General features: G+C 40.4%; 20 protein-coding genes and 1 other RNA gene. 10 read left to right on the top strand and 11 right to left on the bottom strand.

Going from position 1 to position 20,053, the window contains the following annotated elements; all coding sequences use genetic code 11:
• Positions 1–172 precede the first annotated feature (172 nt).
• Positions 173–1,039 carry a class II fructose-bisphosphate aldolase gene (locus AC4PHI_RS11745; protein WP_492200020.1) on the top strand — a complete coding sequence of 289 codons (867 nt, stop codon included), beginning with the start codon at positions 173–175 and terminating at the stop codon, positions 1,037–1,039.
• A 137-nt stretch (positions 1,040–1,176) separates the two neighbouring features.
• Here AC4PHI_RS11745 and AC4PHI_RS11740 read toward each other — a convergent pair whose 3' ends face one another.
• Positions 1,177–2,205 (bottom strand): lactonase family protein, encoded by a 1,029-nt coding sequence (locus AC4PHI_RS11740; RefSeq protein ID WP_492200019.1) that lies wholly within the window; start codon positions 2,203–2,205, stop codon positions 1,177–1,179.
• Positions 2,206–2,354: 149 nt separating this feature from the next.
• Between AC4PHI_RS11740 and AC4PHI_RS11735 the strand changes: the two genes are divergently transcribed.
• Positions 2,355–2,720, top strand: a complete 366-nt coding sequence (locus tag AC4PHI_RS11735; RefSeq protein WP_492200018.1) for a PTS glucitol/sorbitol transporter subunit IIA — start codon at positions 2,355–2,357, stop codon at positions 2,718–2,720.
• A 7-nt stretch (positions 2,721–2,727) separates the two neighbouring features.
• Positions 2,728–3,897 (top strand): AI-2E family transporter, encoded by a 1,170-nt coding sequence (locus AC4PHI_RS11730; protein ID WP_492200017.1) that lies wholly within the window; start codon positions 2,728–2,730, stop codon positions 3,895–3,897.
• A 95-nt stretch (positions 3,898–3,992) separates the two neighbouring features.
• Here AC4PHI_RS11730 and AC4PHI_RS11725 read toward each other — a convergent pair whose 3' ends face one another.
• The 3 genes from AC4PHI_RS11725 to AC4PHI_RS11715 form a co-directional block, all read right to left on the bottom strand.
• Complete coding sequence (locus tag AC4PHI_RS11725) at positions 3,993–5,336, bottom strand: PFL family protein (RefSeq protein ID WP_492200016.1); 1,344 nt, start codon at positions 5,334–5,336, stop codon at positions 3,993–3,995.
• A gap of 19 nt (positions 5,337–5,355) precedes the next feature.
• Entirely contained in the window at positions 5,356–5,625 is a 270-nt protein-coding gene (locus AC4PHI_RS11720) for an ACT domain-containing protein (RefSeq protein ID WP_492200015.1), read from the bottom strand.
• Between the two features lie 193 nt (positions 5,626–5,818).
• Positions 5,819–6,439, bottom strand: a complete 621-nt coding sequence (locus AC4PHI_RS11715; RefSeq protein WP_492200014.1) for an FMN-dependent NADH-azoreductase — start codon at positions 6,437–6,439, stop codon at positions 5,819–5,821.
• A 304-nt stretch (positions 6,440–6,743) separates the two neighbouring features.
• On the opposite strand from AC4PHI_RS11715, the gene AC4PHI_RS11710 reads away from it, so the two are divergent.
• Positions 6,744–7,301, top strand: a complete 558-nt coding sequence (locus AC4PHI_RS11710) for a recombinase family protein (protein WP_492200013.1) — start codon at positions 6,744–6,746, stop codon at positions 7,299–7,301.
• A gap of 29 nt (positions 7,302–7,330) precedes the next feature.
• On the opposite strand, the gene AC4PHI_RS11705 is transcribed toward AC4PHI_RS11710, so the two are convergent.
• Both AC4PHI_RS11705 and AC4PHI_RS11700 read right to left on the bottom strand, forming a co-directional pair.
• Positions 7,331–8,473 (bottom strand): GGDEF domain-containing protein, encoded by a 1,143-nt coding sequence (locus tag AC4PHI_RS11705; RefSeq protein WP_492200012.1) that lies wholly within the window; start codon positions 8,471–8,473, stop codon positions 7,331–7,333.
• An 8-nt stretch (positions 8,474–8,481) separates the two neighbouring features.
• Positions 8,482–10,023, bottom strand: a complete 1,542-nt coding sequence (locus tag AC4PHI_RS11700) for an AcpB/EbpR/MafR family transcriptional regulator (protein WP_492200011.1) — start codon at positions 10,021–10,023, stop codon at positions 8,482–8,484.
• A 290-nt stretch (positions 10,024–10,313) separates the two neighbouring features.
• Here AC4PHI_RS11700 and AC4PHI_RS11695 point away from each other — a divergent pair, with 290 nt between their 5' ends.
• Positions 10,314–11,003, top strand: a complete 690-nt coding sequence (locus tag AC4PHI_RS11695; RefSeq protein ID WP_492200010.1) for a zinc metallopeptidase — start codon at positions 10,314–10,316, stop codon at positions 11,001–11,003.
• A 68-nt stretch (positions 11,004–11,071) separates the two neighbouring features.
• The gene (locus tag AC4PHI_RS11690) at positions 11,072–11,431 is read left to right on the top strand and encodes a hypothetical protein (protein ID WP_492200009.1); all 360 of its coding nucleotides are present in this window, start codon (positions 11,072–11,074) and stop codon (positions 11,429–11,431) included.
• A gap of 44 nt (positions 11,432–11,475) precedes the next feature.
• Here the strand turns inward: AC4PHI_RS11690 and AC4PHI_RS11685 are convergent, their stop codons facing one another.
• Both AC4PHI_RS11685 and AC4PHI_RS11680 read right to left on the bottom strand, forming a co-directional pair.
• Entirely contained in the window at positions 11,476–12,255 is a 780-nt protein-coding gene (locus AC4PHI_RS11685) for a PHP domain-containing protein (RefSeq protein ID WP_492200008.1), read from the bottom strand.
• A gap of 34 nt (positions 12,256–12,289) precedes the next feature.
• The gene (locus tag AC4PHI_RS11680) at positions 12,290–13,156 is read right to left on the bottom strand and encodes a helix-turn-helix domain-containing protein (RefSeq protein ID WP_492200007.1); all 867 of its coding nucleotides are present in this window, start codon (positions 13,154–13,156) and stop codon (positions 12,290–12,292) included.
• Positions 13,157–13,467: 311 nt separating this feature from the next.
• Here AC4PHI_RS11680 and lepB point away from each other — a divergent pair, with 311 nt between their 5' ends.
• The 4 genes from lepB (at position 13,468) to ffs (ending at position 16,391) form a co-directional block, all read left to right on the top strand.
• On the top strand, positions 13,468–14,040 hold the full coding sequence (gene lepB / locus AC4PHI_RS11675; RefSeq protein ID WP_492200006.1) for a signal peptidase I: 573 nt from the start codon (positions 13,468–13,470) through the stop codon (positions 14,038–14,040).
• Between the two features lie 3 nt (positions 14,041–14,043).
• Positions 14,044–14,550: a tRNA adenosine(34) deaminase TadA gene (gene tadA / locus AC4PHI_RS11670; protein ID WP_492200005.1), complete on the top strand. Its 507-nt coding sequence runs from the start codon at positions 14,044–14,046 to the stop codon at positions 14,548–14,550.
• Positions 14,551–16,218 carry a MutS-related protein gene (locus AC4PHI_RS11665; protein ID WP_492200004.1) on the top strand — a complete coding sequence of 556 codons (1,668 nt, stop codon included), beginning with the start codon at positions 14,551–14,553 and terminating at the stop codon, positions 16,216–16,218.
• Positions 16,219–16,294: 76 nt separating this feature from the next.
• An RNA gene (ffs, locus tag AC4PHI_RS11660) (signal recognition particle sRNA small type) lies at positions 16,295–16,391 on the top strand.
• A 128-nt stretch (positions 16,392–16,519) separates the two neighbouring features.
• On the opposite strand, the gene licT is transcribed toward ffs, so the two are convergent.
• The 3 genes from licT to AC4PHI_RS11645 all read right to left on the bottom strand — a co-directional run bounded on the left by licT (position 16,520) and on the right by AC4PHI_RS11645 (position 19,923).
• The gene (licT, locus tag AC4PHI_RS11655; RefSeq protein ID WP_492200003.1) at positions 16,520–17,371 is read right to left on the bottom strand and encodes a BglG family transcription antiterminator LicT; all 852 of its coding nucleotides are present in this window, start codon (positions 17,369–17,371) and stop codon (positions 16,520–16,522) included.
• Between the two features lie 31 nt (positions 17,372–17,402).
• The gene (locus tag AC4PHI_RS11650) at positions 17,403–19,247 is read right to left on the bottom strand and encodes a beta-glucoside-specific PTS transporter subunit IIABC (protein WP_492200002.1); all 1,845 of its coding nucleotides are present in this window, start codon (positions 19,245–19,247) and stop codon (positions 17,403–17,405) included.
• Between the two features lie 295 nt (positions 19,248–19,542).
• Positions 19,543–19,923, bottom strand: a complete 381-nt coding sequence (locus AC4PHI_RS11645; RefSeq protein WP_492200001.1) for a YxeA family protein — start codon at positions 19,921–19,923, stop codon at positions 19,543–19,545.
• Between the last annotated feature and the right edge of the window lie 130 nt (positions 19,924–20,053).

The raw sequence follows: 20,053 nt of genomic DNA, 5'->3' as shown, positions 1-20,053 counted from the left end.
TGATGGGATGAATATTCAAAAGCAGCTTTTGTAATTTTTTTCATTTATTATCTGAAAATACTGAGTTAATTTTAATAAGAGTAGTATTAAATGGACTTTTCTGATAAAATAGTAGTGTCAGTTAAGTCTAAAGTACTTGACCAAATCATTTCCATTTAGGAGGAATTTAGTAATGGCATTAGTATCAGCAGCAGAGATGTTGAAAAAAGCACGTGAGGGAAAATACGCAGTAGGGGCTTTTAACACAAACAACTTAGAGTGGACCAAAGCTATTTTGCAAGGAGCTCAAGAAGCAAACGCTCCTGTCATGATTCAAACGTCGATGGGTGCAGCGAAATATATGGGCGGCTACCAAGTGTGTGTACACTTAGTGCAAGATTTAATTGAATCAATGGGAATCACTGTTCCAGTAGCACTGCATTTGGACCATGGGGAATACGAAGATGCTCTAAAATGTATTGAATTAGGTTATACATCAGTGATGTATGATGGATCACATTTACCGTTCGACCAAAATATCGAACAGGCTAAAGACGTTGTTGCTAAAGCACATGCTAAAGGTGTTTCCGTGGAATGTGAAGTTGGAAGCATCGGCGGGGAAGAAGATGGCGTGATTGGTTCAGGCGAATTAGCTGATCCAAACGAATGTAAACAAATGGCTGACACTGGGATTGATTTTCTGGCAGCTGGTATCGGCAATATCCATGGTGCCTACCCTGAAAATTGGGCTGGCTTAAGTTTTGAAACATTGGAGAAAATTGCTGATATTACAGACGGTATCCCTCTTGTACTGCATGGCGGTTCAGGTATCCCGTTGGACCAAGTTCAAAAAGCGATTTCCTTAGGCGTTTCTAAAATCAACGTAAACACTGAGTGTCAAGAAGTGTTTGCTGCTGCTACTCGTAAATACATCGAAGAAGGCAAAGATTTAGAAGGCAAAGGATTTGACCCTCGTAAATTACTAGCACCTGGCACACAAGCTGTTGTTGACTTAGTGAAACAACGTATTGAATGGTTTGGTTCTACAAATAAAGCATAAACATTTAGTGACATAGAAGTGTTGCTGACTGAAAGTTTTAAATAAATAAAATCGCATGACATTCGACAGTGGGTCGAGGTCATGCGATTTTTGATTTGATGATTGTATTTGACAGTCTCTTTCTTTAAGAGTGTAGTTTATAAGAAATATGTACATACCGCTTCAGGAGCGAAAACATCCTTTTGCAGAAGGGTCAGTTCCCCTGTCGCGTGGTTTCTTTCGAATAGCGTGAGATTGTCTGATTCCTGATGTGCCACGACTACCAGCTCATCGGTGCTGTTCAATGCAAAATCCCGTGGGAAATCTCCTTCAGATGAGATGATTTGCACCACAGTCATCGTTTGTCCAGTATCATCTAAGGCAATCACCGCAATAGAATTGTGCCCTCTGTTTGAGGCGTAAACAAATTTTCCGTCGCGGGAAATACGTATTGCCCCCGCACCGCTGAATGCCGTAAAATCTTCCGGTAGGATTGATACAGTTTGCAGATAAGTGAATGCACCGGTGCTGCGGTCATAGGAAACGGAGATGACAGTATTGTTTAATTCTCCTATGATATAGGCCGTGTTGCCGGAAGGATGGAAAACAATATGACGAGGGCCGGTACCCGCTGCTGTTTGAAAAACAGAAACTTCCGTTAGTTTTCCTTCATCACTGACATCGTACACATAAATACCGTCAGTTCCTAAATCACAGGCGACCAATCGGCCATCTGGTGTCAAGTCGGCGTAATGGGCGTGTGCACTTTTCTGGTTTTCGTGGGGACCATGCCCGAGATGCTGGACGTTGTCGACCAAGGCAAGACTGCCATCTTGATTTTTTTTGTAAACTTGCAAAGTACCTTTGTGATAATTTGCTCCGTAGACGAGCTGTCTTTGGTTATCAATACCTACATAGCAAGGGGGAGCCCCTTCGTCCATCACTTTGTTGATCAGTTCGTAAGAGCCGTCTGCCGTTTTCTTGTAAGCAGCCATACCGCCAGTTGTGTCCTCTTTGCTCACAGTGTAGAGGAAATCATCGCTGCTCGTGCCCAAATAAGTCGGGGAACCTTCTGCCAAGACAAAAGCCACTTCTGTTAAGGCTTTTTTTTCTGTATCTAAAGTGGCTTGATAAATTCCCTTACTTTCTCGTTTGGTGTATGTTCCTAATAGAATTTTTTCTTCCATGGGATCCATCCTTTCTTTTTCTTATTATAGCATAGTGTTTTTCGGAGTTGAAAGTTATAAATCTTGTGGCTGGATTATGCAACTTTTCATTTTTTAATGCGCGGATATGGTACAATACGGATAGAGAAATTTAGAAAGAGGTTGGATGGATGAAACAAATAAAAATTACTGAAATCGGGAAACATGCAGTGACGGCTAATGAGCCGATGTTGATTTTGTTTAATCAGACAGCTACAGAGGAAATTAGAAAAGTAGCGGTGATTCACGAAGAGTTGGATAAAAATCAGCCCTTTAATATTAAAAAAGGGGATAAAATATTATTCGGGGAACAAGAGTATCAAGTGGAGGAAGTCTGCGAGATGGCAAATAGTTCGCTGAAAGATCTGGGCCATGTGACAATTGTTTTCCATTTGCCGACCAATGAGCATCACCTGCCTAATTCGATCTACCTTTTGCCTTCAGAGGTTCCTGAAATAAATATAGGAACGATTATCACATTTCAATCTGAAGGGTAGTGATAGGATGGAAGAGAAAGATAAAAGGACAAAGCACTCCTGGTTTTGGAAATTATTTCTCAACAATCAGGTAGTTACAGGACTGCTGGTCGTCCTGTTGATTTTATTGATTATTTTACTTTTCACCAAGGTCTCCCATTTATTTACTCCAGTTCTTCAATTTGTCGGGATTATTGGTTCGCCAGTAATTTTTGCCGGCATTTTATTTTACCTGCTCAATCCGCTGGTGGATAAGTTAGAAGAGAGAGACATCTCCAGAGTGTGGAGCATTTCGGTGATTTTTATTGCAATCATCGCCTTGATCGTCTGGGGTATCGTTATACTGGTTCCTGAAATTCAGCGGCAAACAGCCAGCTTTTTGGCAAACTGGCCGGGTTACTGGCAGACGATTCAAGGGAAATGGGATGAATTGTTGAATCATCGCTTTTTGGAAGAGTATGCGGCACAAATCGAACAGGTCAGCAGCAACTTTATGGATTCTATTGGTTCCATGTTTGAAGGGTTCTCAAAAAATGCTTTTCGCGGAATCGGAAGTGTAATCGGTGCAGTCACCACGATTTTCTTGACAGTAGCAACGGGACCGATTATTTTATTCTATCTGTTGAAGGACGGGAGATCTTTAGGGCCATATATCGAAAAATTTTTACCTGTCAAGGTGAGAAAGCCGATAATGGAAGTTTTAGCAGACATCAACACGCAAGTATCACAGTACATCAGAGGGCAATTAACCGTTGCTTTAATTGTGGCTATTATGTTTATGATCGGCTTCAAAGCTATTAATCTGGAATTCGGTGTTACTTTAGGGGTTTTGGCAGGATTTTTAAATTTGATTCCTTATCTAGGGTCTTTTTTAGCCATGATCCCGGCTGTGATGTTGGGTATCGTCACCAGTCCGTTCATGTTAGTCAAAGTATTGATAGTTTTTTCTTTGGAACAGTTTATTGAAGGACGGTTTGTTTCGCCGCTAGTTCTTGGCAGTCAGCTGAAAGTTCATCCAGTGACAATTATTTTTGTACTGCTTACCGCCGGAAATTTATTTGGTGTCGTGGGAGTGATTCTCGGAGTGCCCGGATATGCGACAATCAAAGTTATCGTGACTCATATTTTTGAGTGGTATAAAGAACATTCAGGCTTATACGATGAGGAAACACAAGAGACGATAGATACTGAACAATAGTCGTCGAGTAGAGCCATTAAGATTAAAATGATTTAATTGCATACTAGAGACAGTTAAACCCCCAGCTGATGATTCGGCTGGGGGTTTTGTGTGAATTAATTTTTAAATGAATGGATAGGTGCCGGGATTCGTCCGCCTCGTAAAATAAAATCAGTAGAAGCATACTTGTTGACCGGCATCACTGGTGCATAGCCTAACAGACCGCCGAATGAAACCATCTCACCGACCTGTTTTCCCTGTGCCGGGATAATGCGGACGGCAGTGGTTTTATTATTGACCACACCAATTGCTGCTTCATCAGCGATGATTGCGGCAACTGTTTCTGACGGCGTGTCTCCTGGTATTGCAATCATATCCAAGCCCACCGAGCAAATAGCGGTCATGGCTTCAAGCTTTTCTAAGTTTAAGGCTCCTTTTTCTACCGCATCAATCATACCTTTGTCCTCAGAGACGGGGATGAAGGCTCCTGACAGTCCGCCCACATGTCCGCAAGCCATCACGCCGCCTTTTTTGACTGCGTCGTTCAGCAAAGCAAGGGCTGCTGTTGTTCCGTGAGTCCCCACTGATTCCAATCCCATTTCTTCAAGAATATGTGCCATCGAATCGCCTACTGCCGGTGTCGGCGCCAAAGATAAATCTACAATACCGAAATGAACGTTCAGTCTTTCAGAGGCCACCTGACCAACCAGTTGTCCCATACGTGTGATTTTAAACGCAGTTTTCTTGATTGTTTCAGCGACCACATCAAATGGCTCGCCTTTTACTTTTTCAAGTGCCCGTTTCACAACGCCGGGGCCGCTGACCCCCACATTGATGATGCAGTCTGCTTCACCCACACCATGGAAGGCGCCAGCCATAAAAGGATTGTCTTCTACTGCGTTAGCAAAGACCACTAGTTTGGCACATCCCAAATCAGATTTTTTTGCAGTTTCAGTAACAACGTATCCCATATGACGGACCGCATCCATGTTGATACCGGTGCGTGTCGAGCCGATATTGACCGATGCGCAGACCCGCTCTGTTTCTGCGAGAGCTTGCGGGATAGAATTGATTAAAATTTCATCCCCATACTGATAACCTTTTTGCACCAAGGCAGAGAAACCGCCGATAAAGTTGACACCTACGTCTTTAGCCGCTTGATCCAGTGTTTTGGCAAAGGCGACATAATCTTTATCCTTTGTTGCGGCTGCCACCAGTGCAATCGGTGTGACAGAAATTCGTTTGTTGATAATCGGGATACCGTATTCCGTTTCAATGTCTTCGCCGACTTTTACGAGATCTTTTGCCAGTCGGGTAATTTTATCGTAGATTTTTTTTCTGGCTTTCTCACCGTCGCTGTCGATGCAGTCAAGGAGAGAAATTCCCATCGTGATCGTTCGGATATCCAGTTTTTCTTCTTCGATCATGCGGATTGTTTCCAAAATTTGTGCAGTTTCCAATGTTCAAGAGCCTCCTGATTTATAATTTATGCATGGTGTTAAAAATGTCTTCACGTTGGACATGGATAGTTAATCCCAGTTGATTGCCCAGCTCGGTCATCTGATTTTTTATTGTGACGAAGTCGGCATCTGCTGATTCCAGCTCGAGCATCATCATCATCGTGAAGTTTTTTCCCATAATAGTTTGGGAAATATCTAAAATATTGATGGACAGTGTCGCTAATTTATTGCTGACCTCTGCCACGATTCCCACTTTGTCTTGTCCTACCACTGTTAAAATTGCTTTCATGATTTATCCTCCTTTGACGTTAGTAGTATCTTATACCAAAAACAGAAAATAATAAACATTTTTTAATAAAATAAAGAGAATTAAGCGAATAACCGAACATTATTCGTGGGAAAATGGCTGGAATGATAGGAATTTAAAAAATCACCTCATGAAATCAGCTGTGTCTGCTGATGCCATGAGATGATTTTAATTGTTAAAAAGTTGCCGCTAGTATTCCGGCTTGCTCGAATGCAGAAGCCATGATTTCTTCTTTTTTATCTGGAGCGTAGTCAATTCCTTCGATGGCAAGGCGCTGGTGATCGGTAATACCGACGAAATTAAACATCGCTTTGACGTATTGGGCAGAAAAATCGCTGCCGTCATAATGTCCGCCGCCTGACTGGATATGAAGCACTTTTTTATTATCCAACAATCCGACAGGCCCGTTTTCGGTGTATTTAAATGTTTTTCCTGCAACAGTAATGGAATCGATCCATGATTTTAATCGACCAGGGACACCTAAATTCCAAAGAGCATTGATGATGATGACTTTATCGGCTGCTAAAAATTGAGCCATTAATTCATCATATCTGCCCATTGCTTTTTGTTGTTCCGCAGATAGGCTTTCAAAAGAAGAACCGCCCCCTAATGCGTACATAGCGCTGAGCAGATCTTTATCGATTTCAGGAATATATGAAGCAAACAAATCGAGGATTTCGATATTGTCCCCGGGATTTTGTTGGCGATATTGCTTTAAAAATTCATCTGCTACTGCCACAGATTTTGACTCTTTCCCTGTTAAAGGGTGAGCTTTTACTACTAAAATGTTAGACATAAAAAAACCTCACTTATCTTTTGATAGATTTATAATACAGAAAAAAAGTAAGTAATTCAACTAATTTTTCTCGGATATAATTTTTTTATCTTAACAGATTGAGCTGATTTGTGAAGTGATTTTTATCAATCTTTGGGTTCAAGTCCGTCAACTTCCAGTAAGAGTTTAGTTATCCTACCTTTTTTCGTTTTTTTCACATGTACATGCAATCTTTGAAATGATTTTCATAAGTAGGTTTTATATACTTGTAGTATGAAAAAAGTATCGTTTAATATACGAAAAAATATTTTAAAGGGGTGCACTTATGACAACATATGGTTATGCGTATTCATTGGCAGATAAGGAATACTTGGATGCACAATTAACCAGCTTGAAAGCGTACGGCGTGGATGAAATTGTTTTGGAACAAGAAGTGGAAGAAACAGGAAAAATTCATCAAGGACTAGAAATTCTGGTAGAAAAATTAGGCACGGACGACCGATTAGTCGTGTTGCATTTAGTTTCGATTGGCAAATCAATTATTCAACTGGCAGATCTTCTTCATGAGCTGGAAAACAGAGGGGCAGAATTAGTTGTAATAGAAAAGTCAGAAGAGATGGTTGATTTGAGCGACAAAGAGTTGGCAGGAATCATTCGTCGGTTTGCTATGATGGAAAAAATTATTATTCGGGAAAGAACATCCCGCGGATTAGAAGTGGCAAGACGGAAAGGGCGCATTGGCGGACGGCCAAAGATCTCTCAGGAAACCGTGGAACGGATCCAGTTTTTGTACAATAATAACAAGTATACTTTACGTCAAATTGCTGAAGAGTGTAATATCTCTCTTGGGACAGCTTATAAATATACTCAAGACCAAAAATAAAACAAGGGGGCAATTCCCCCTTGTTTTTTTTAGTTATGATAGATTACTAAAGAATTTTCGTATTGTTTTTTAGCCTGATAAAGTGCGGTGTCAGATTGTTTGACCGCTTCTGAAGGCTTAAAGTCTCTGGTTATTCGCGTATGGATAGTTCCTATCGACAATCTGATTGGCATTGTATGCTCTTCATAATGCCAAGGAGTATTTTGAACCAGAGCTAAAAAATTTTTCAATTCCCATTCCACTTGTTTGGGCGAGTAGTGGTGGATAATCATAAATTCGTCACCACCAAAGCGATAAATATTGGCGGAACCAAAAACATCACTTTTTAATAGTTTGGCAAAGTGATTAAGAGCCGCATCCCCGGCAGAATGACCGAACTGATCGTTGATTCTTTTGAATGAGTCCAGATCTATGGTGGTAATGGAGATAGGAGTGTTATCCGGCGCTTTTCGGCTCAACGATAAAAATTCGAGATAGTTGTCCAGCGCCTGCCGATTGAATAATTTCGTCAAGGGATCACTCATTGATGAAATCCGAAACACATTGATTGACATGATGGTTTTTAATGACATCTCAATCAGATACATAGTGGTAATCAAGAGCAGACTCATGACGGAGTAATAAAATACAAGCTGCCAGCCGATATTGCGTTCAAACAAGTCTGGAAAATAAATTCTAAGCAACAGTGTTCTCAAAATAAAAAATAAAATCAAAAAGCAAAAAAGTTTCTTCCAGATATGGTCTTTTTTTCTAGAAAAATAGTAAGAAATTACTAAAACAATGGATGTGAAGATTACATTGTTGATAAATTCGATAGAAAAAAAAGGAACACCTGTCAAATAGTATTGCAATGATTTGGAAAGCACCAAGACGACAGAGGAAACACAGCCGGAATAAAACGACACATAAAAAACAACAAGGTAAATGAAAATATAACGTGCGTCAATCCGATGCCAAGAATCCAACTGAATCCGATTAAGTGACAACAAGAAACTAAACACGCCATAGCTGAGGCCGATGATAGTTTCTTGTTTTCTATTTAAACGATAACTTTCCATCGGCGAAGTAGGATCACTGGTATTTTTTAACATGCTTCGCACGGTGAAAAAATATCCCAGCAAGAACGAGCTGGTCATGATAGCCAAGTTATTGATGATAGTGTTAACGAGCATTGAAACCTTCATAGTATCTCTTGCCTTTCCAAATCAAGAAAAAGTTTCTCAATATAAGTGACGATTTTTTTCGGTCCCTGATTGAGTTTATTGATGGCGATCCTGATTTTCCCCCAGTCTTGATCCGTGGGAAACGTATTGACCACAACCATCTTATGTTTCGGCAAGGTGCTGCTGATGAAATTGGTCACTAAAAGATCATAGTCTGCGAACGTTTCCTCATTAAGGGAATCTAGGGTCAAAATAGATTGGGTGTATGGAACGACGTGAGCTTTCTGTCCGAAATTTTTCTCTAAAAGACTTGCCAGCATGACACTATGGTCGCTGCCATGGTCTGTCAATACGAGAACCGTCGCCGTGGTCCGCTTTCTTTCCAAAATAATCGGCAAATTGTGCCACTTTACCATGATCCAATACAATATATCGCTAAAATACAGGGAATACCAGGGGAAGTCCGTTTCCTTTTCCAGAACTTTTAGAGAATATTCAAGCAGTTTCGCATAGTTGGGATAACTATTGGCGATGACTACGGCATTGAAACGAAACTTATCAAAAATAATCGGATCTTTATAAGGGTATTCCTGATGGTGCATAAAAATAAGAGTCAATATTTTTTCCACTAATTCTCGACTGTCTGCATCCATCTCTAAAAAAAGAGTTTTCTGAAATCGTTCCGTAAACAGATGAATCTGTTCTTTCACTTGTCGTCTTTTTTTTGGAGGGATGGAGTTTGTCTTAAAGAAATAAATTGAGCTCATCAAATCTTTGATTAACCTCTCATTTATCTCCAAACCCAACTCATCTGCGACTGCTTTCAGCTCACTGTTATCGCCTAAAATAATATCAGTGTCTTCTTCAGAAATGTAATCCCATTCCTTTGGATCGACGAAAAAACCTTGTTGATATCGGGTTAAGGAGACACTAATGAGATAGACTAAATAAATCGAGAGCATATCATCGTGGTGTCCTCTGGAGGGCTCAAACAGATGATTAAAGATAGTCTCGGCCAATGCGATGATTTTTTGACGGTCAAAGTCAAAGGGCCAAGAATGGATAAAATATATTTCATTGAAATAACTTGTAAAAAAATAGCGCACATGGATTTCACGGGTATTAGTAATATGCAGTGGTTTTTTATTAAGTGCCAAGTCATATTTTTTTATCGCCCGGTTGATTTGTCCGGCAAGTCGGTGCAGAGAGGACTGGCTGATATATACACGCTCTTCCCAGTCTTCCAGATTGACTGTGGGGTCAAAAAATATTTTTTCCAGCAGCGTAAAGGCTTCAGAATGTTTGACGATGTCCTGATAAATGATTTGAGCATGACTGCTGGGCGGGGTGCTCATGCGGACGCCATTTTTTTTAGAGGTCTCGATAATAATATTCGGATACCAGTTTTCTTTTAAAAATTGGACATCACTATTGATTGTCCGCAGCGAGGCATTGTTCTTTTTAGCTAAATCACCGGAACTTATCCAGCTGGAACTATCATTGAGCTGTTCTAAAATCGCCAATCTGCGCCTAGTTGAATTATCTAGCAACTTTCGCATATGGTCTCATTCCTTTCGATAGAAAATCATCCATTCTTTTGCAGGAGGCATTTGATTGAAATATCTGTTTAATCAGAAAGCATTTCTTTCATAACAAGGTAATAATTTTTAAAAGAATTTGGATGAAGTAAGGCCGTTTCTACCAGTGTGGTAAAAAAACGTATGAACTGTTGTTTTTGTTCTTGTTTAAAATAAATAGTTTCCAAAAAATCTTGGTGCAAATAGTGTGAATATCTTTTGTGACACGGTATAATTAAGGTATATCATAAGAAAAGAAGGGGGGAAAAAAGATGGTTCCATTTTATTTCGATCCGACTTATATTTTAGTCATTATTGGTGCAGTCCTCTCCATGGCAGCATCAGGCTATGTCAATGCTACATTCCAAAAGTACAGCTCCGTCAATAATCGTAAAGGTTTGACAGGAGACGATGTGGCTCGCCGAATCTTGAACAGGGCTGATATCCATGATGTATCTGTTCAGAGAATCAGGGGTTCGCTGACAGATAATTATAATCCCAGAGCAAAAACATTGAACTTATCAGAGACTGTAGGACCTTCCCGCTCTGTCGCTGCGATTGGTGTAGCCGCCCATGAGTGTGGCCACGCTGTTCAGCATGACACACAGTATTTTCCGTTGGCCTTGAGAAATGCTATCGTACCAGTGGCCAATATCGGTGCCAGCTTGTCGTTTCCGCTGATACTGCTGGGGATTATTTTATCTGGCAGCCGCTTGATTCAAATCGGTATTATATGTTTTGGCTTGGTTCTTTTGTTTCAAATCATTACTTTGCCAGTGGAGTTCAATGCCTCCAACCGGGCGATTCAAATTTTAAGGGCGGACAGTTTATTATCAGAGGAAGAACTTGCCGTGGTCAAAAAAGTATTGACAGCGGCGGCGTTGACTTATGTTGCCAGCACTTTGGCAACAGCACTTCAGTTTTACCGGTTAGTGTTACTTTTTGGCAATCGTCGGGATTGAGTTGATATTTTGCAGACGGGTATTTTCAGCAGAGAATGAGTCGTTTAAAGAAAGAGGAGTTGAGAGGAATGAAGAAATCGCCTTGTACTTCCACTTCTACAAAGGTGATAATCGGGATTGGGATTGCTGCGGCAGTCAGTGCGGGGATTGCAGTCGTTTCATCTAAAAAAGTTTATAGACAACTGACACAACGTCTAAAGAAGAAAGAATTAAAACAATTTGTTGCCGAAAATCTGGATAATAATCCAAATTTCATTAAAATTGTCGATTCTTTGTCACCTCAAGAAATTGAAACCCTAATCAAAGTCCTGGAAAAAGTAGATGAACGTAAAAAAAATATTCAGATTGAAGGATTGACCATCGAAGAGCTGAAAGAAGAAGTCAAAAAAATGTTTGTCCGTTTTTTGGATAATTTTTCCATTTTATAAAAAACTCTCGTGCGGCAGGGACTGCTTGCACGAGAGTTTTTCTTTTATAAAGGGAGCTGCACCCGCTCATCTCCAGTAAACAGAGTAAGGGATTTGACATCATGCTCTTTTAGTTTGGCAGACATTTCCGCGAAAGCAAGCTGATAGTCAGCTGCTCGGTGGGCATCGGAGCCTAAACTGAAATATTTGCCGCCCAAGTCTTGGTAAAGGGCAATCGCATAATCATAGAGACTTTCTTTTTGATAGTTGACAAAGCTTTTGGCGTTTAGCTCCAATACCATCTCACGTTCAATGACTTTTTTAAAGACTGCTGACAACTGTTTCTCAAAATGTTCAGCAAATTCTGGAACGGTGAAATCAAAACGGCGGACACCGTAGTCAAAATGAGCTAAGATATCGGCCTGATGGAAATTTGTCAGTACCCTTTCCATAGCTTCAAAATACTCAGTAGTCACTGCAACCTTGTCTTTAGTCAAGACAAGCTCATCCATGTAATCAAACACGCCATTTTGGTGGATACTCAACAGTTTCAGGTCGTAAGGTCTTGTAGACAAATAGTCCGCTATCTCCTGCTCTTGTCCCGGTACGATACCCAGTTCGATTCCTTTTAAAAATTTTGTGGGATAAGAGTTTTCCAGTTCCGCAATTTTTTTTGTGTACGATTCATAGTCCGGAATACTGTCTTGGAAATGTTCCGCAGGATTTTTCAAATCCAAATGTTCTGTGCTGACAAAATACTCCGGCTGATATTTTAAATAATTTTCAAATGTTTCCTCTGCATCAAAGGAAAAATATGTGTGCAAATGCTGGTCATGATACTTCATCTGAACCACTCCTTTTTTATTGACGTGAAACGGATTATTTTTTATGTTGGACAAATAAATAGGCTAAAACCAGATCATCCATGGACTTTAAGGAAAGAGACGTTTGTTCATGGAATTTTTCGATACGGTAACGCAACGTGTTGCGGTGCATAAACAATTCTTTGGCGGCAGAGCTGATATTTCCCTGATTGTGCCAAAGTGCTTCGATGATTTTGGACATCTCGGGTTCCAATGCGATTTTTTCAGCAAAATAGGTCATCAAATCACTGTTTTGAAAGGTTGTTTTTGTTAAATAGGACAGGGAGAGTTCTGCAATTTGAACAGCTTGATTATATTTTATTTGATGCTGTTCAGACTGAAATATCGTCATCTGTTCTTGAAAAAGTTTCCTAAACGAGTCATCCAGAGGCAGAAAAACACCAACGAATACCTTTCCTTTAATACCGAAATCATTTTCCAGAGTTTTTAAGATTCCCTCGATTTCCTCCAAAGAGTAGTGGTTTTTATCCTCTTTTTCTATTAGGACCCCAAATGAGGAAGAAACAAAAAAACTTGATACAGGCTGATTGAACATATTTTCAAAAGCTGAAAGCCACTCTTTGTTATCTTCTTTACTTTCCGAATTCAAGAAAAATTGGATACTTCTAAAATTTCCTTTTTCGACAGGCAGTGTTCCTTCAAAAAACAAGTAATGATGCCAACTGTTTTCGGGAGATTCTGTCTCTTGTTCAAAGTACTCCCGTTTAATCGCAGCCAATAGTTTGATTTCCGTTTCACTTAGTTCGGCATTGGGGATAGCTAAATAATCATTAGCCGTCTTGATAGCAAAATAAGTTTGGTCGGGCTTATGAGGTGTAGAAAAACTATTAGGGTAGGTCTTTTTTAAAAATGCGATATCCATATTTGTTCACCTTTCACCATGAAAAAGTCATTACGTTCATTTTAACATATTATGATTAAAAAATTTCAGCAATTCACCAGAAGAAGGCCCTAAAATACCTTGGTTCAATTGTTCTGTGAACTGAAGTATAGTAAACTATAGGAATAAATGAACAGCAATATCAATGACAGATTGGTACCGCAGATAAAAAATATACGAAAATTATCTACATAGTCTCAGCAGCATTCTGGAAAAATTGCTGATACGAGATTTCTCGTACTGGCAGGAAGTGCTGGGGATTGAAATTTCAAAGGAAAAGGGTGTGTCAAAACATGGATGCAAGACAGGAGACCTCTAAACAGGAACACAGAAAATGGTGGACACTTTCAGACACCTTATTTTTCATAGGATGTTTAACACTTACAATCACCATCCAGTTTTTATTTTTCCGTCCGGTAAGGGTTTCAGGAGCTTCAATGATGCCCGCATTAGAAGATAAAGATTTCGTTGCCACTTCCTATGTGGGAGAGGTGGAACGGTTCGATATCGTGACTTTTCATACTGAAGGGGCAAAGGACGATTACATCAAACGGGTGGTGGGGTTACCCGGTGAAACGATCTACTATCAAAACGATCAGTTGTTCATCAACGGACAACCTGTTGACGAACCTTATTTGGACTTGCCGAAAGCGGAACTGAAAATGGGTGAACAGCTGACAGCTGATTTTTATTACGGCGATGCGGGACAGCTGTATGTCATTCCGGAAAATCACTATTTTGTTTTGGGAGACAACCGCCGGAACTCAACTGACAGCCGAAGGATTGGTCTGGTCAAAAAGGACTGGTCTTTCAGGATTATGAATTGGCGCTTATGGCCTTTTGATAAGTTTGGATCGGTGGATTAGAAAATGAAAATGACAAGTTCATTTACCGATGAAGAGAAAAAACTTTTCATGAGAGAGGCTTTGCGAGAAGCAGATTTAGCGCAAGAAAAAGGAGAAGTACCAATCGGAGCGGTGGTGGTCCGCAATAAAAAAATTGTCGGACGGGGCCATAACCTGAGAGAGACCACACAAAACGCCGTCACTCATGCTGAAATACTGGCGATTCAGGAGGCTTGCAACGTTGTGGGCAGCTGGCGTTTAGAAGACTGTCAGCTGTTCGTCACATTGGAACCATGCATCATGTGCAGCGGGGCATTAGTTTTATCCCGGGTCGATGAAGTTTATTATGGCGCCACAGATCCAAAAGGCGGGGCGGTGGAGAGCCTGTATCATTTGCTGACGGACCAGCGCTTGAATCATCGGGCGTATGTAGAAAAAGGTGTGTTGGAGGAAGAGTGCCGCCAGCTGCTGCAGGATTTTTTTAAAACACTGAGACAGTCAAAGAAGCTGAGAAAAAAAGGAGCGGAGTAGATGGACGAAAAAATAATGTTGGCAATTCTTGCTGTAGGACTGATTGGTTTTATCTTATTTCTAAGCTGGCGAGATCAGCAGAGGTTGAAAGAAAAAATAAAACGTGATTGGGGGAAAGTTCCGAGACCATCTGCCTTGACTGTTGATGATGAAAATAGTTTATATGAAGTATGGGGACTCCATGTTCAAAAGAAAAATCAGACAGCATTGCTTGATGATACGACTTGGTATGACTTGGACCTTTCCCGTTTGTTTAAGATGCTTAACGCTACCCGCTCCAGTATAGGTGCTGAATGGCTCTACTCAAAACTGCGCCAAAATGACTATCGTCAAAAGGAACAAAAAGAGTTCCGCCAGCTGGTTGATTTTTTCTATGACCATCAGGAGGAGCGGGAAAAGATGCAGTTCGTGCTAGCCAGAGTAGGAAAGAAAAACGAAAATCATGTCTGGAAGTATTTGTATGACGATGAATTGTCATTTATTAAACATACCTGGCCTTTTTATCTAGCGGGTGGGGCAACATTGATATCACTGTTTCTTTTTTTGATTACTTTTAAACCGGCTTTCGGCACACTTGTGCTGGTACTCATGTGTGTGAATTTAGGGGTTTATTATTATAATAAAGGCAAACTGGAAACGGAATTAATCGTGATGAGTTATCTGGTCAATGCTTTGTCTACTCCGGAGAAAATGAAAAAAATCAACTTTCCTTTTCAACAAGAAGCGACAGAGTATGCCAAGCTGTTTAGTGTTGCCCGCAAGGTGGGGTTTTCCTTTCGAGTGAAAGGCAACAGCGATGCAGAAATATTTTTTGAATATTTGAATGCCATGTTTATGGTGCCGTTTATTTCTTATAATATCGTGGTAGATAAAATCAAAAGAAACCGCCAAGAAGCAGCGGCCTTAGTAGAGTTGTTGGGAGCTGTGGATGCTGCTATTGCGGTAGCAAACTTTCAGAAGTTACTACCCTTTTATTGTGAGAGTGAATTTATCAGCGATAAAAAAATTCAAGGGCAAGGTGTGTATCATCCGATGTTGACTGACCCTATAGCCAACGATGTCTCTCTTGACCAATTTAATTTGGTGACAGGTTCAAATGCATCAGGGAAATCTACCTATGTCAAAAGTGTGGCCATCAATGCTATTTTATCCCAAACCTTTGGGATAGCCTGTGCTGAGAGATGGCAGATGTATCCCGGTGAAGTTTATACGTCGATGGCAATCAAAGATGACATCTTTAAAGGAGAGAGCTATTTTATTTCTGAAATAAAATCGGTGAGACGTATTATCCGTGTAATCGAAGACGGCCACTTTTGCTATGCGTTCGTAGATGAAATTCTTAAAGGAACCAATACCATCGAACGGATTGCCTCTTCTTCACACATCGTAGAATGGCTGACCCGACAAGATTGTCTGGGTTATGTGGCGACCCATGATATTGAGCTGACGGAAATTTTGGGGGAGAGATGTCACAATATTCATTTTCGTGAAGTGATTACAGAAGAAGGAGATATCACCTTTGACTATCGCCTGCATCAAGGACCCTCTAAAACACGAAATGCTATCGCTCTGTTGGAGCGGTTAGGTTATCCAGAGGAGATCGTTGCTCAAGCCGTTGAGGCTGCAGCGGCTTTTGAGAAAAACCGGCAATGGCACGGTGAAAATTAAAACACGAAAAAAGCAGATGATTGGCCTGACTATCTGGTCAATACAAAAAGACTAGCTTTTTTATTTAAAATGGGTTAGAATGATTAAGGGCAATGGTGAGATTGCCAAGCGTGTCAGGTCTGGAAGGAAGCAGCACTACGCAGTTGTCACCATGTGCCTCTTTTTGTGCCTTGAAATCAAGGTTTGTAGAATTTTTAGTGAGGTTAAAGGATAAAGGTAGCGTAAAGTAGCAATTATAAATTTCATAATATAGGAGGGTATCCAAACGTTACGCTGTATGGATACCCTCTTTTTTTCTATGTTAGCTTCTTTCATTTTCGGACATAATGACACGATTGATATGGATAATCAGGTAAATCAGTTCAGCATCTTGAACGTCAATTTTTCTTGCCTGTTTTAAATAATCTCTTATCCGCAGACTGCACTGGTAAGCTTTAGGATACTTGGCTTTGACTAGTTCCAATAAAAATTCATCCTCTTCTTCGAAAGAAGCTTCTGTTAAGATACGTCTGACAAAAAACTGGATGTGTGTGACCATTCTTGTGTAGCTCAAGCTTTTTTCATTGAATAATATACCGAAAAACCGGCTAATAACATTTAATATGTCTCTGATTATTTCCGTGCTTTCCATGGTGAGATTGATATTTTCCTGTGCAGAACTGCTGCTGACGAAATGCAACGCTAGGAATCCGGCTTCGTCTTTCGGGAAATCAACGCCTAATTCCTCGTTGATAAGGACCAACGCTTTTTTGGCAACCTCAAATTCATCAGGATAAAAGCGTCTGATGTCATATAAAAGCGGGTTTGTCAGTACGATTCCTTGTTGCTGCCGTTCCATTGCGTAATGGAGGTGATCGGTCAGGGTAATGTATATTTGATCAGAAAATGTTTCTGCAAGATCTTCCTCGGCCATTTGGATAATCTTTTTTGACAAAGTGATTTCTTCAGGATTGAAAATACTGACCAAGTCCAACAAATCAAGTTTATCAATGTCATCAAAGGCCAGTGTGAATACCTTTTCGACAAAATCATTATTGATTTCATCTCCTTTACTTTTTTGAAAAGCAATCCCTCTGCCCATGACCACAATCTCCTCGTTCTGATCGTTTGTAGAAATAACAACATTGTTATTCAGTATTTTTTTTATAATCATTGTTATTATTCCTCCTTGTCAGTTTAAAAAGTCATTTAATGAGGGTTAGACAGTCTTCACCGACGACCAGTTCCGTTTGATTGAATGCCAACACATCCAGATAGTCTGAACTGTTGGTGATCACTATCGGAGAAGTCAGCCCTTTTCCTTGTTTTTCCAAAAGAGCAATATCGAAAGTTACCAGCAGTTGTCCTTTAACTACCGTATCACCTTGTTCAACATGTTTTTCAAATCCTTGTCCTTCTAATTCAACCGTATCAATACCGATGTGCATTAAAATTTCTGCCCCCAAATCTGTTGTCATTCCGATAGCGTGTCCTGTAGGGAAAACAGTTGTGATCACGCCTGCTGCTGGAGCTTTTAATTCCCCTATTTCTGGCAGTATGGCGAGCCCTTTTCCCATTGCTTCGGAAGCAAAAACTGCATCTTCCACATCCGATAAAGGTGTAACTTTTCCAGTCATAGGACTGACCAAAATTTCTTTTTCCCCATTTTTTAATGTGACCTGTTCTTCAACAGCTGTGTTAACCGTTTCAGTACTGCCAATATCCATAATCAATGTTAAGACAAAGGCCGATACAAAGGCAACAAGGACGCTGATGACAGCCCACATGAGACTTGACTGAACGCCGTCAACTGTACTGATGAATGCCGGAAGGACTAAGATACTCGGCATGACTTGACTGAAGGCCTTGACACCCATCACTCCCATCAGCCCGCCGCCTATGGCACCGCCGATACAACCAGCGATAAATGGTTTTTTCTGGGGCAATGTGACCCCGTAGATGGTAGGTTCGGTGATACCAAATAGAGCAGTCAGAGCACCGGAGCCTGCCAATTGTTTCTTTTTCTTATCCTTTGTTTTCAACATGACGGCCAATGCCGCTCCCCCTTGAGCAATAACCGGCGGTAAAATAAGCGGTGTGAATGTATCGAATTGAAGTGTAGCTAAATTATTAATCGTTACCGGCACAAGTCCCCAGTGCATTCCGAAAATCACTAATACTTGCCATAAAGCTCCGATTACTAGACCAGCAATCAGTGGACTTAATTCAGTAATTGCCATATAACCTTTCCCTAGGGAATTACCAGCAATGGTTCCAATAGGACCAATGAGAACAAGACTTAACGGAACCATCACCGTCAGGGTCAGCAAAGGTGTGACGACCGTTTGTAAGAAACTTGGTACGAATTTCTTAAAGAATCTTTCTACCGGGATTTGGACGGCTACCGCTAGAATAATCGGCAGTACGGAAGAAAAGTATCCGATTGGAGGCAGTACAACATCGATTCCAATAAAATTAAGGGCACCCGCAGTTAAGTCCGGGTGAAGCAGAGAAGCTGCGATTGCTACAGAAATAAAAGGGTCTACTTTGAATTTTCGTCCAGCGGTGACCGCGATTGGAAACGGCAAATATTGGAAAAAGGCATCTGCTGCAATAAAAAGGATTCGATAAGTGCCTGATTCAGGACTGAGCCAGTTTAAGGTAACAGCCAATGCCAGAAAACCTTTCAATACCCCTGCACCTGCCATTATACCAACGAAAGGAAGGAAGATACCAGAAATGATGTCAATGATTCGACTCAAGAGATTTTCTTCACTTTTTTCTGTGTCACTGCCTTCTTCTTCAAAGTGTCCTTCTTCGATCAAGGCATTGTAGACATCTTTTACCTGACTGCCGATAACGATTTGGTATTGTCCGCCACTTTGCACAACTTCTATGACTCCGTCAAGGGACTTCAGGTTGTCTGTCTTGGCCTTTGTATCATCTTTTAGTTTAAACCTCATCCTAGTTGCACAATGAATCACACTTTTGACATTTTGTTTGCCGCCGACAAGTTGTAAAATATTTCTTGCCAGTTTTTGATTTTCCATTCTCTATTCCCCCTAATTTAAAAATAAAAACCCTAATTGATGGAAACAAAACACATGGACCTTCGGACAAACCTATCCGAAAGCTTAGTATTTTATATCTATCAATTAGGGTTTTGCCTGCATAGCAGTAACAATCTCTAATTACGTTTGACTAGATTTTAGCACATGTCGAAAAAAATGTAAACCCTTACCAATTAAAAAACGCCGGTTTATTTTTCGCTTCGATTGTCAGCTTGCTTAAAATCAGAAGAAGACAGAAAAAAGCCAAACTTTTGACAGTTCAGCCTTTCTTAGTTTATTTGAGCATAGGTTGGACTTTTTCCGGCACTTCATCCATGGAAATCACTTTTTTCCCTATGATCCGTTTGTCACTTGCGTTGAATTTGAAAACTGTTCCAGCTTCGTAGGGAGACCCGTTTGCATTTTGACCGGAAACGATGATATCAAAAGTTATCTCGCGGTTGTTGCCATTTTTATCAAAAGCATTGACATTATATTCATATCCTTGTCCCAATGATTCGCCGTTGTTATTGACGATGGTCGTTTCTTCCGGCAGAGGAGCTTCGATAACTCCATAGTAGTCTTTCCCTACATAAGTTGACTGATAGTATTCCCAGCCTTTCCAGCCGACGACGCCCAAGACCAAAATTCCTATCACAACAATTACTTTTTTCATTGATATTGCCACCTTTATAAATTAATTTCTTTAGAATAGTATACCAGATAGAGAAAAAATACATTGGACCAGAGGACTATTTTTTATTAGGTACTGAGTACAATAAGAAATATTTTTCTTGTGACTTCTG

It is taken from the genome of Vagococcus sp. QWL-13 (assembly GCF_058683555.1).
Note: the sequence above shows the minus strand (reverse complement) of the source record. Positions and strands in the feature narration are given on the sequence as shown.

Coding starts and splice junctions, on each gene's coding strand:
- AC4PHI_RS11680 (WP_492200007.1), bottom strand. CDS start 13,156: ATGGATATCGCATTTTTAAAAAAGACCTACCCTAATAGTTTTTCTACA.
- AC4PHI_RS11700 (WP_492200011.1), bottom strand. CDS start 10,023: ATGCGAAAGTTGCTAGATAATTCAACTAGGCGCAGATTGGCGATTTTA.
- AC4PHI_RS11690 (WP_492200009.1), top strand. CDS start 11,072: ATGAAGAAATCGCCTTGTACTTCCACTTCTACAAAGGTGATAATCGGG.
- AC4PHI_RS11720 (WP_492200015.1), bottom strand. CDS start 5,625: ATGAAAGCAATTTTAACAGTGGTAGGACAAGACAAAGTGGGAATCGTG.
- licT (WP_492200003.1), bottom strand. CDS start 17,371: ATGATTATAAAAAAAATACTGAATAACAATGTTGTTATTTCTACAAAC.
- AC4PHI_RS11650 (WP_492200002.1), bottom strand. CDS start 19,247: ATGGAAAATCAAAAACTGGCAAGAAATATTTTACAACTTGTCGGCGGC.
- lepB (WP_492200006.1), top strand. CDS start 13,468: ATGGATGCAAGACAGGAGACCTCTAAACAGGAACACAGAAAATGGTGG.
- AC4PHI_RS11705 (WP_492200012.1), bottom strand. CDS start 8,473: ATGCTCGTTAACACTATCATCAATAACTTGGCTATCATGACCAGCTCG.
- AC4PHI_RS11735 (WP_492200018.1), top strand. CDS start 2,355: ATGAAACAAATAAAAATTACTGAAATCGGGAAACATGCAGTGACGGCT.
- AC4PHI_RS11740 (WP_492200019.1), bottom strand. CDS start 2,205: ATGGAAGAAAAAATTCTATTAGGAACATACACCAAACGAGAAAGTAAG.
- AC4PHI_RS11715 (WP_492200014.1), bottom strand. CDS start 6,439: ATGTCTAACATTTTAGTAGTAAAAGCTCACCCTTTAACAGGGAAAGAG.
- AC4PHI_RS11665 (WP_492200004.1), top strand. CDS start 14,551: ATGGACGAAAAAATAATGTTGGCAATTCTTGCTGTAGGACTGATTGGT.
- AC4PHI_RS11710 (WP_492200013.1), top strand. CDS start 6,744: ATGACAACATATGGTTATGCGTATTCATTGGCAGATAAGGAATACTTG.
- AC4PHI_RS11645 (WP_492200001.1), bottom strand. CDS start 19,923: ATGAAAAAAGTAATTGTTGTGATAGGAATTTTGGTCTTGGGCGTCGTC.
- AC4PHI_RS11745 (WP_492200020.1), top strand. CDS start 173: ATGGCATTAGTATCAGCAGCAGAGATGTTGAAAAAAGCACGTGAGGGA.
- AC4PHI_RS11695 (WP_492200010.1), top strand. CDS start 10,314: ATGGTTCCATTTTATTTCGATCCGACTTATATTTTAGTCATTATTGGT.
- AC4PHI_RS11730 (WP_492200017.1), top strand. CDS start 2,728: ATGGAAGAGAAAGATAAAAGGACAAAGCACTCCTGGTTTTGGAAATTA.
- AC4PHI_RS11685 (WP_492200008.1), bottom strand. CDS start 12,255: ATGAAGTATCATGACCAGCATTTGCACACATATTTTTCCTTTGATGCA.
- tadA (WP_492200005.1), top strand. CDS start 14,044: ATGAAAATGACAAGTTCATTTACCGATGAAGAGAAAAAACTTTTCATG.